We start from the raw sequence: 11,108 nt of genomic DNA on the forward strand, positions 1-11,108 counted from the left end.
CGAAACGCCCAACCCCGCACTAATTTCCGTGGTAGACCCTGCCCCGGGAGAATAACTGAATGCTCCACCAAATGGTCCATCCGCCCGAAAGGTGGCTAATCAGGGACCGGCGAAAAGATCTTTCAAACTGCTGTCGTTCGGAGATCCTCCCTCCCGTTGCCCCATCCCACGCCAGCTGAAACACACGCAAATACTGAAGGTGAAAATATATCAACCACTCCTTTACTCATATAAAATCATCCATTCCTTCCTCAAACAAAAGGAAATTACACCAAGACCTAGAATAAAAGACACCTTACAGAATCTGACCCTTTGAAGCAAACGCAATTTTCCCTAAAAAACCTGACCCGGCCTTTCCCAGCCTGCTCAATCACCTATCTTCAAGGGCCTACTTTTTCATCTCTCTCAAGTCGTTTTTTCCGGATTTTGAATGCATGCAGGGCAAAGACAGTTACTGAAATTAGTAGGAGGGAGAGAGAAAGCCAGAAAAATAAAGTCGACCTTGAGTTATAGATTTTGTCGCATAATTTATTGCACCCAGGAGTGACGGCAATCCAAGCGTAATAGACTGCAAAAGTGAAATATAACACCGAGAGGAGCAGTGAAATCGACCCCGCCCATAAATTTAACCATCCAAATTTCACTGATTACTCCGGTGAGAATTTTGAACCAAGAGCCCCTCGCCTCTCAAATGTATTTGGGGCTATTGGACCAATTTGAGGACCATAGCGACATTGATTGACAACACCATTCGAGAAGCTTTGACACTGATTCAATATACTCCAAGTTCCTGTGGGTTGCCCTGGCTTTATCTTCTCGTTCACGCACTGCTCGTCAACATTTTGCTGAATTTGGCAACTGGCACCCGCCCCCCATGTCACGATAGTTGTCCGCTCCCCTGAATCCTCAGATGGAGAGCCCGATGGCCCGCTACAGCCCCGAACTCAAAGACCAGATCGTCCGGCGGATGATGCCCCCCAACAATCAGAGCGTTGCTGACCTGAGCCGTCACACTGGCATCAGCGCCCCCACGTTGTACGCGTGGAAGAAACAGATCCGCAGCCAAGGATATATCGTGCCCGACACCGCTACTTCGCCGGACAAATGGGATGTGAAAGCCAAACTGAGAGCCGTCGCCCAGACGATGCCGATGAACGAGGCCGAGTGCTCGGCGTGGTGCCGTGAGAACGGCATCTACCCCGAGCAGATCGCTGCCTGGCGGCAGGCCTTTGAGACCATGCAGTCGAGCGCCTCGGCAGCGGAGCGGGCGGTTTCCACGGTGATGCGCAAGCGCGTCAAGCAGCTTGAGAAGGAGCTTTTGCGCAAGGATCGCGCCCTGGCGGAGGCGGCAGCGCTGCTGACGCTGTCAAAAAAAGCCCAGGCTCTCTGGGGCACCGACGAGGACGTCTGATCCCCGCGTCGTTGAAACAGAGAGCCGTCACGTTGATCGCCGAGGCAGTGGCCGCCGGTGCCCGCGAGATCAAGGCATGCCAGGTGCTGGGCATCAGCTGCCGCACGCTGCGCCGTTGGCGCGGTGCCAGCACGTTGGTGGATGCTCGAAAAGGCGCGGCCAAGCACTGCCCGCATGCGCTGAGCTGCGTCGATAAGGAACGCATCATGGCCGTCGCCAACCAGCCCGATTACCAGAGCCTGCCCCCCTCGCAGATCGTGCCCCGGCTGGCAGATCAGGGGATTTACATCGCATCGGAATCAAGCATGTACCGCGTGCTGCGTGCGCGTGGGCAAGTCAATCGCCGTGGTCGCGCCGCCGCCCCGCGAACTGTGGCTAAACCGATGGCGGTGCGTGCCGATGCCCCTCGCCAGGTCTGGTCATGGGATATCACGTATCTGCCTTCGACGGTGAAAGGCCAGTTCTTCAAGCTGTATATGATCCTGGACGTCTACAGTCGCAAGATTGTCGGCTGGGAGGTCCACCACGAGGAGCTGGCCATCCACGCATCGATGCTGATCGGGAAAGCCTGCATGCGAGAGCAGGTGGCGCGCGACACGCTGGTACTGCACGCTGACAATGGCGGCCCGATGAAAGCGGCAACGATGCTGGCCACCTTGCAGAGCCTTCATGTGACCCCGTCCTTCAGCCGTCCACGGGTGAGTGACGACAACCCTTACTCAGAGGCGCTGTTCCGCACGCTGAAGTACGCGCCGTCGTATCCGAGCAGGCCGTTTACCGACATCACCTGCGCGCGCAGTTGGGTGGCGGGCTTCGTGGACTGGTACAACAACGAGCACCGCCACAGTGGCATCCGATTCGTGACGCCGCACGAGCGCCATGAGCGACGCGACCAGGCCATCCTGGCCGCACGCGCGGACGTGTACCGGGAGGCCGCCATGCGTCATCCGAGCCGCTGGCGCGGACGCGCCACGCGTAACTGGACGCCTGTCGGCGCGGTTTGGTTGAACCCGGATAACGACGATAGAAAAGCACCCGATGACATGAAGTTGGCAGCATGAAATAGCGGACAACTATGTTGACAATCACCGCCCGCTTGGTTCGATTGACCAGCATGGTCCTTAGTTATTGTTGCCGAGTAAGGAGCATCCGCACAGCCCTGCCCAGGAATTGGGCACTCGCCTCCCATTCCTGCCTCAAATGAGGATGTTTTAACCCACATGTGACGCAGGTACGGTCGCGCCCAATCTGGAACCCAGCCAACGTTGACCGGCCTTGAGCAAAGGTAGACAGCCAACCCAAGAACATCCATATGGTTAACAGGAGAGCCTAGACTGTATGAATATGTACTGCTCCCACCTTCAATTCCAATTGGGTCACTCTGTCCATACCGACCAGTAGTCGGATCGTAATCCCGGAAGTAGTTCTGACTCAATCCACTCACCGCATCGTATCGCTGCCCTGGGAAGCGCATATCCAATACCAGCGCCGCACCATCGCCATCAGGATCCTGATTCGGCGCGGTATTGCCGAACGCCTCGCCCTTCAAGCTCCACGTCCACACCGCCACATCGCGGGTTGGGTCGATCACTACGCGCGGGCTACCCAAATGGTCAGGCTCGATATACATCAACTTGGCGCCTGCACTGGTAAGACCTACCGGCATATTATCTAGCCATATCACTTGTTGCAGTGGCTTACCCGCATTGTCGTAGTCTCCCATCCAGCGGCCGAAATCGTCATAGAGCGTGTAGGTATTCGCATTACCGAGAAAGCGCCGAACCTGCTCGCCACGGCCGTTGTAACGGTACTCTAGAGCCACCACACCATTTCGCTTGACCTGACTCATCCGCCCAGTGACGTCGTAGACAAATTCGCGTTCAACTCCATTAATCGAGGTAGTATCGCCGACCGCGTTGTAGACACGCGGCACCGCGCCTACACTGGTCAGGCGGTGGCTGCCGGTCTCGTACGTATACGCAACTGTGCCGGCTGCTGACTTGCTGCTCTGTCGATTGCCCGTTTTGTCGTAGGTGTAGCCATCGAGTACAGTACCGGTCAAGCCATCCTTGAATTCGGTCAATCGGCCAAGCGAGTCATAGCCCAGCACGACATCCGTGACGGTGCCGCCTGCCGGGGTCAGCTTGGAAAGATTGCCCACCGGATCGAAGCCAAAGCCGACATCCAGCCCCCCGGCGCTCGTGTCTTGAACCGCCTTTGGACGGTAGTCTTGATCGTAAGTCCGCGTCAGTACACGCCCATTGCCATAATTCCAGCCAGAAACCGGACCCAACGGAAGATAGCTGGCGTTCTTCAAGAGGATCTGGCGTGCGCCCGTGAAAGGGGTATAACCCACCTCGATGGCCTGGCCCAGCCCATTGTGAACGTAGTCCACCGTTGCTCCATCCGGGTAGATCACACTCGCCAGACGGCCGCCTACGGTGTAGCCATAGCGCAACGTGAAGACTTTTCCGTTGGTGGTTTGCTGCTTACGCACTACATCGCCGAAACTGTTGTAGCAATACTCAGTCGTCCCGCTGCTGTCTTTGATGGATGCCAAACGGCCATTCGCAAACGTCTCCCCCGCTTGGCAGCTGACAGCCGCGGCGTCGTAGCTATAAAGAACATTGAAAGTGCTTGTGGGATAACTCAGCTTGGTCAACCGCCCCACCGCGTCATAACTCGAACTGATCTTGACTCCACGGGCAGTCGCTTCAAGTGTGCGGTTGCCTGCCGCATCGTAGCTATATGTGGTAGCGCCTGTATCAGGGCTAGTCAACTTGCCGAGGTCGCCAAGGCTGTTGTAGTCGTAACGCGTGACCAGACTCTTAGGATCGATCACGGCGGTGACGCGATCCAGCGCATCCAGTTGCTGCGTTGTTTCCACAGCCAGGCCGCCGACGTCTTGAAGAGTCCGTACCACACGACGTAGTGGATCAGAATTCAATTGCGTCTTGCGGCCCAATGCATCAGCCACCAAGTTGAGATCACCGTTTAGGTCGTACGAAAAATCGGTCGGGTTGGCAGACGCATCTGCTTGGGTCTGCAATTGACCAAGCTTGTTGTAAACACGCGTTAGAGTTTTCTTGACAGTTCCAGATGGATCCTTGACATCTTCCTTCAACCGATTCCCAGCCACATCAAGGACATAATGGACGTTATTGCCTGCACCGTCAGTGATATCTGTCAAACGGTGTGCCGAATCATATCCATACGTCACCGTGAGGCCATCAGGCTCTATCACCTGCTTTACGTTTCCGGTCTCATCATAATTGATGGTCGTTGCGCGATCCTGGGCAGACGCAGCGCCGTTTGCAGCGAACCTGGTAATTTTCGAAGTCAGCCATCCGCGCGGCGCGTAGCTGAAGTCAGTCGCGACCCCATTCGAATCAACGACTCGTGCAGGCCTGCCATTGACGTCATAGGAGGCATATGTAGTGACTTGCCCTACCGCACCTGTGGTCTGGAAAATATCGCCAGCGCGATGACATTGCCCCCCTGCCGTACCACACCCGGATTCGTCGCTGGAGGTGAAATAACGGTAGGACCTAACATCGCTAACGTCTGTCCGGGGGCCATCTACCGAGACAATCAAGCCAACCTGGGGACAATTGACTGCGTCGACTTTTTCGCAATAACTTATGCGCCACTGGCGGACGCCTTCCGGCGCATCTGTGGAACTTCCGCATGCATACGCATCAGCCGCCGCCACGGCAGTATTAATCTCGCATCTAGCTGTCTGCAGTCCACTACTATTGTAAGCCCATTTCGATTTCGCCTTGGCAACATTATTTGCATCGAGAACGGTTCGTTCAATAGGCTGGCGGATAGCAGTATTCCAGACAGTATTGGTAGTTCTCTGCTGTGTAGAGCCTACTGCATCGACCTGTTGTTGAAGCAAGCCGTTGACATCGAAGCTGGTCTGCGTCTTGTTGCCCAGGAAGTCAGTCATGGATGCGACGTAACCGTTTGCATCGTATGTGATAGCCCTGTAAGGCTGGTTGCACTGTGTGCCGCAAGGCAAACCAGAGCTTGCAAAGCGGATAGCACCGGTCGCAGCATCCACAAAACTGAAATAACTGCGTACCCCTAACGGGCCAGCCACGGACGCATTCACTATTCCATTAGTGGAATACGCGTCGTAATCGATCCTTGTTGTGTCAACTCCCCCTGCAAAGGATGCAGACGTCGCTCTCCGCCCCCCAGACTGATATGTGATCGTCTCATAACGCCCCCCTTTTTCATCAATCACCCCAGTCATCACACCAGGAAGGTTATTACCCCAAGTAAAATCACTCTCATTATAGAGATAGCCAATGGAGTTTCCATCGGGATATTTTACCGATGCCAGGTAGCCATTCGTGCCGTATGAATAGACAACCCTCCCCTTATCAGGGAGTGTCACTCCAACCAACCTTGATGCACCATCGTAATCAAAGTCGATTTTCCGGCCATTTCTATCGGCAGCGCTCAAGAGGAGTCCCCCTCCCACACCTGCGGCATCGGGAACGCTATAGGTCAGCAGATAGATTCTCTGGCCCGATCTATCGTAGACCTCCTGCAAAACACCCTTTGCATTATAAATTTCTGTCTGCTGAGTTGCTGAGATCGCGAGTGCGAAGCCCGCCCCGTCCGGACGCTCGACAAGCGTCTCTGCGTAATCAGAGCTAGCTTTCCATACACTATTAGTCAGCAGGAACGTCACCGAACTTCCATCTGGACGGTACGCGTTGATCGCTTGGGTGTCAGTCATCGCACTTGTAGAGCGTTGAATTTCCAGACTTCGATCAAAAAAATGGCGCCATTGCTTACCCATTGAGGTGGAAGTCACCGACGACGCGCTATTGTAAAATCGCCGAAACACAAGACCAGCAGAATTATCGTAGTCCGTATCTTGACGATAAAAGTTTCCTGTCGCTACATTGATGGGATCACCCTCAAACACCGAGCCGGATTTATTCGCTGCAGCCGCACTATCTCGGCTACCACGGGGACCGGTGCCATCCTTGCTGCCGCCAATACCGCCACTACAAGACATACTGCAGCCGCCAAGATTCTTCCTTGGCGAGCCTACCGTGTATTTTGTTGCCTCGACAAAGTAACCCAATCCAGTTGGGTCATTCGGCCACATGACAAATGCGCCAGTCGTTGCGGAATTATATTTAACGACTGGCCAAGACGGACAGCCCTGCGGCTTTGATATGCAGCCCTTGGTCATCTGACCAATAATCCAATCTACACCAGCGCCTGCGGATTCGAAGGTGGGATTTCCGTAAATGGTATTAAGAGTGTACGGAGGCCCGTAATAAGATGCCGCATTAGCCTCCAATGCCGCCATGAACAGCAAGCCGACTGACGCGCAAAGAGTAAAGTAACGAGCTAATGTGCGAGATACAGCATCCATATCACCATCCCTATGATATAAAAAGTCAAAATTTTGAAACCACTTAAATCACTGCAGATAAAGATCAAGATTCCGATACTGCTGCGGATTTAAGCTTGGCAACTCCTTTGGCGCCAACCAAGATCACTTGGCTGCTCGCCATATAGAAAACCCCTTTTAACCCACAAATGTTGCTGATTTTTGTCATGCCATGTCACGGTGGATTTGCGCCTGGCTGACCCGTCCGCGATTGACCGTTGGGGCCCTGCTCTATCGGCATCGCAGGGCCTGTCGATGCCGTACACCCGGGGGACGGCGCGCGGGGCTCGCGGCATTACCCGCCGCACAAACAACTACGCCCCCATGCGGGGGCGTAGTTGCACTCAAACGCTCAACTGCGCGCTATCAGAAACGCTGGGTGTAGCGCATGTACAGGAAACGACCAATGTCGAACCCACCGAAGTAGGAGACGTTGGCGCTCGGCTGGCTGTACAGGGTCGGACCGACGCGGTCGAACACGTTGTTGGCACCGGCGGCGATGGTCGCATTCCACGGCGCATTCCAACGCACCTGGACGTCGTTGAAGATGGTCGCGCCACGCTCGTTGGTCGGGTTGCCGACCGAAACGCCCTGATTGTTCGGGGCGCGGTAGTTCGGATCGCTGCACTCGTCCGGAAACAGCGACGCGTTCAGGCAGGCTTCTTTCAGACCGGAGAAGTAACGGACCGTCCAGCTGGCTCCGAAATCGCCCTTGTCCCAATTCAGTGCAACATTGGAACGAATGCGGAAGTGCGTGCCGGTGGTGGTGGTGCCTGCCCAGCCCACGCCCGTGAACGGGTTCGGGTCGGTGACGCGGTTACGGGTGGTCACCAACTCGTCGCGGCTGGTGTAGGTGGTGGTCCACTTGACGCCGAAGGTGCCAATCGTATCGGTCGCCAGGCGATATCCCAGGTCCAGATCGTAGCCTTCCACCTCACGATAACCGGCGTTGATCGAGGTTCGGTTCAAGGTATTGACGATGCCGCTGACCGGATCACGCGTAAACGCATTGCAACGCTCAGCAATGCCGTTGAGGTAGCAGTCGTTGAGGATCAGGTTGGCGGTGTCGCCGATGATGGTGTTCTCGACGCGGATCTGCCACCAGTCGAGCGAGACGTTCAGACCGCTCACGAAGCCCGGGCTCCACACGAAACCCAACGTCTTGGAGGTGGAGGTTTCCGGGGTCAGCTGGTCGTTGGAGCCCGACAGGAACGGTACCGGTGTCTGCGACGAGGCCGCCGTGGTCGGCACGAAGCCCTGCGCCTGCTGGCGGAAGGTGGCCGCGTTGACCGGCAGTGCAGCGGCGCAGCGCGCGCGAACCGCCGCGCTGGTACGGGAAGCACCGAACTGGGCGTCGCAGGGGTCGGTGTACGAGTCGAACGTCTGCGAACCACCGCCGAAAAGGTCAGAGATGGTCGGCGCGCGGAATCCCTCGGCCCAGGTACCACGGACCAGCAGCGAATCGATCGGCTTCCACTTGAAGCCGAACTTGCTGTTCACGGTATCGCCGAAGGTGTTGTAGTCGGAGTAGCGCGACGCCAGGCTCAGGCTCAACTCGCGAGCGAACGGCAGATCGGCCAGCAGCGGCACGTTGAACTCGGCATAGACTTCTTCCACCTTGTAGCTGCCGCTAGTCGGAAAATTGGCAAGACCGGACGTATTACCCGATTGAACCAACGCGTCGGGGCTGAACTCACCCTCTTCTTTCCGCTGCTCGGCGCCGATTGCAAAACCTAGATCGCCGGCAGGCAAAGTGAACAAGCTACCAGACAGGTTGGCGGTGAGTACCTTGGTCTTAGTGTCAGCGGTGGAGTGAGCTGTCGGGAAGAGAAAACTCTGCAGAGCTTGATTGCCGGCAAGCGCTCCAGGACCTGGCTGCCCGGCAGCGAGAAACGGATTGAATGGAACGCATTGCGACAACGACACCGGAGCAGCCGCCGAACCACACTGCGCGTCCCCCGAGGCATTAATGAAGGAAGGACCGACCGCTGCACGCAACGATGTCAGGTTCAGATCCCCCATAGCGCTTTGTACAAGCTTGTTGTTGTTGTACAGGTAGCCGACATCCCAGTCGAAAATGCGATCACCCACGTCAAAGCTACCATCGAACCCACCGGAAAAGCGGTAGGTCGTCAATTCTGAACGCGTCGTACGGGGAATTTCCGTGGATCGGCGCCACCAGTTCGCAATATCACGATTGAGCGGATTAAATGCGCTATCCACTGATATCGGCGACCCGAACGCTAGTGCTTGGTAGGGATAGCCTGCAATCTGACGCGTTGAGTCACGATTGCTGTAGAGCACATTGGTTCGGAAGCGGACCTTATCCGTCAGATCATAGCTACCATCCACAAACAGCGAGCGCCGCTCTTGCGGGGTACGCAGGTCAGTCCAAAAATTGGTATTCGTTTTGTCTTGAGAGACGAACTGGTCAACGTTCTGTGCGCGGTAGTCAGCGGGGTTATCCGTAGTGCCGCTGTTTCGCGTCAGCACACGCACTTCACGATTCGGATTACCAGTGGTAGCAGCCGGATATCTCACGTTCGGGAGCGCATCAGCCGGCCGGCTGACGAAGCCGCCAAATTCGCCCACTGGAGTCCAGCCAAGTTCAGGATGGTTCGACGAACGAGGAAACTCGGAATAAGGCCGGTCCGAAGCTGCCACTCTGTTCTCTTTGGCATACTCCACACCCACGGTCAAGCTGCCCCGCTCGCCGGTCACACCCATCACGAAGTCGGCGTTGGTGGTCTCACCGTCGCCCTGCGAGTACTGGCCGTAATACACATTGCCGGTCGCGCCGTCGAAGTTGGTGCGGGTGATGATGTTGATGACGCCGGCGATCGCGTCGGAACCGTAGATCGAGGAAGCGCCGTCCTTCAACACTTCGATACGATCGATCGACGACACCGGGACGGTGGAGATGTCCTGCAGGCCATCGGTGGTGACGCCCAGGCGCTTGCCGTTGACCAGAACGAGCGTGCGTGTAGCTCCCAGGTCACGCAGGCTGATATAGGTACCGCCAACCGCTTCGCCGGAGGACAGCGGCGAGGCGCGGCTGATCGGCGGCGTGCCGACGGCGCTGATGTTCTGCAGGATGTCGGCAACCGACGAGAAACCCTGCTTCTCGATGTCGGCGCGGCTGACCGTCAGGATCGGCTGGGCCGTTTCGGTGTCCACCTGGCGGATGCGCGAACCGGTGACTTCGATGCGATCGAGGTTGGTCGCGCCCGCGTCCTGGGCAACCGCCGTCGAAGGCAGTGCCGAGGCGGCGGCGCCGACCGCGATGGCGAACGAAATCGCGTCGCGCAGCTTGCTGGTTTTGTACATCATTGAGCTCTCTCTCCAAGATCTTGGTAATGGCGTGAAGAACAACCGTTCGCGGGATCGAAGGGCGAGCCCAATACGAAGGTTCAGCCGATAGTAGCCATCATGATGGAGACATTAAAGATGCGTTAACAAAAAATTGTTACCTCATGAATTTCAGCCGGGATTCAGCATCGACCTTCGTTTTTCGGTCACTAAAGTCGCGGCACTGTTGGCCGTTAATGCTGTGTTGGTCTGCCCGACAAGCGCCGGCACTCCTTCCTCAGGAGGCGGGGCCTGATATCGCCCGTCAGGCCGGCAACAGTGGCCGATGGCGATCTGCGCGCATCGCCCGGCGGCCTGGATCACGCTGGAATCAGCGTCTGGATCACGTGTTCCACGTAGGCCTCGAACTCCTCGCGCGCCTGCCGGGGTTGCTGCAGTTGCAGCGATAGCTGCAGGAAACCGACATAGGCCGCATACGCCAGACGCGCGCGGTGCTGGGCGTCGGTGCGCGACAGGCCGGCCTGTCGGAACGAGGCAATCAGATAGTCCAGACGACGCTGCGAAACGCGGTCGATGACCGGGCGCACGGCTGGGTGGTCGAGCGCCTTGAGCAGTTCGCTGTAGATGACGTGCGGGGTCACCTCGTGCGCCACCAGCTGGAACAGCGCGCGCAGGCGGGCACTGGGATCGGGCACGTCTTCCAGACTGCCGAACACTTCTTTCTGCTCGAAGATCTCCCAGCGCTCTAGCGCCGCCTGCAGCAACGCGTCGCGCGAGTGGAAGTGCCAATAGAAGCTGCCCTTGGTGACTCCCAGGCGACGCGCAAGTGGCTCCACGGCCACCGCACCCACGCCCTGCTCTGCGATCAGATCCAGGGCCGCCTGTGCCCAATCGTCAGCACTGAGGCGATTGCCGCGGCCGGAACTGCGGGGCGTGGTGGAGCTGGAGTCGATGGTGTCGTTCATC

General features: G+C 57.0%; 4 protein-coding genes. 1 reads left to right on the plus strand and 3 read right to left on the minus strand.

Annotated features, from left to right (window positions below; genetic code table 11):
• The first annotated feature begins 922 nt into the window (after positions 1-922).
• Positions 923-2,472, plus strand: a protein-coding gene (locus ACCQ13_RS13635) for an IS3 family transposase (RefSeq protein ID WP_372372182.1) whose coding sequence is annotated in 2 segments (ribosomal slippage) — positions 923-1,376 and positions 1,376-2,472 — 1,551 coding nt in all. Because the reading frame shifts where the segments join, the coding sequence is not laid out codon by codon here.
• Here ACCQ13_RS13635 and ACCQ13_RS13640 read toward each other — a convergent pair.
• From ACCQ13_RS13640 to ACCQ13_RS13650, 3 genes are all read right to left on the minus strand, one after another.
• Positions 2,355-6,815: an RHS repeat-associated core domain-containing protein gene (locus ACCQ13_RS13640; protein WP_372372184.1), complete on the minus strand. Its 4,461-nt coding sequence runs from the start codon at positions 6,813-6,815 to the stop codon at positions 2,355-2,357. The genes ACCQ13_RS13635 and ACCQ13_RS13640 overlap by 118 nt on opposite strands.
• Positions 6,816-7,199: 384 nt before the next feature.
• Positions 7,200-10,163: a TonB-dependent receptor domain-containing protein gene (locus tag ACCQ13_RS13645; RefSeq protein WP_159407348.1), complete on the minus strand. Its 2,964-nt coding sequence runs from the start codon at positions 10,161-10,163 to the stop codon at positions 7,200-7,202.
• A gap of 338 nt (positions 10,164-10,501) precedes the next feature.
• Entirely contained in the window at positions 10,502-11,107 is a 606-nt protein-coding gene (locus ACCQ13_RS13650; protein ID WP_159407349.1) for a TetR/AcrR family transcriptional regulator, read from the minus strand.
• Position 11,108: the final 1 nt, after the last annotated feature.

Source organism: Xanthomonas sp. NCPPB 1638 (assembly GCF_041475635.2).
Lineage (GTDB): Bacteria > Pseudomonadota > Gammaproteobacteria > Xanthomonadales > Xanthomonadaceae > Xanthomonas > Xanthomonas cucurbitae.

Coding starts and splice junctions, on each gene's coding strand:
- ACCQ13_RS13650 (WP_159407349.1), bottom strand. CDS start 11,107: ATGAACGACACCATCGACTCCAGCTCCACCACGCCCCGCAGTTCCGGC.
- ACCQ13_RS13645 (WP_159407348.1), bottom strand. CDS start 10,163: ATGATGTACAAAACCAGCAAGCTGCGCGACGCGATTTCGTTCGCCATC.
- ACCQ13_RS13640 (WP_372372184.1), bottom strand. CDS start 6,815: ATGGATGCTGTATCTCGCACATTAGCTCGTTACTTTACTCTTTGCGCG.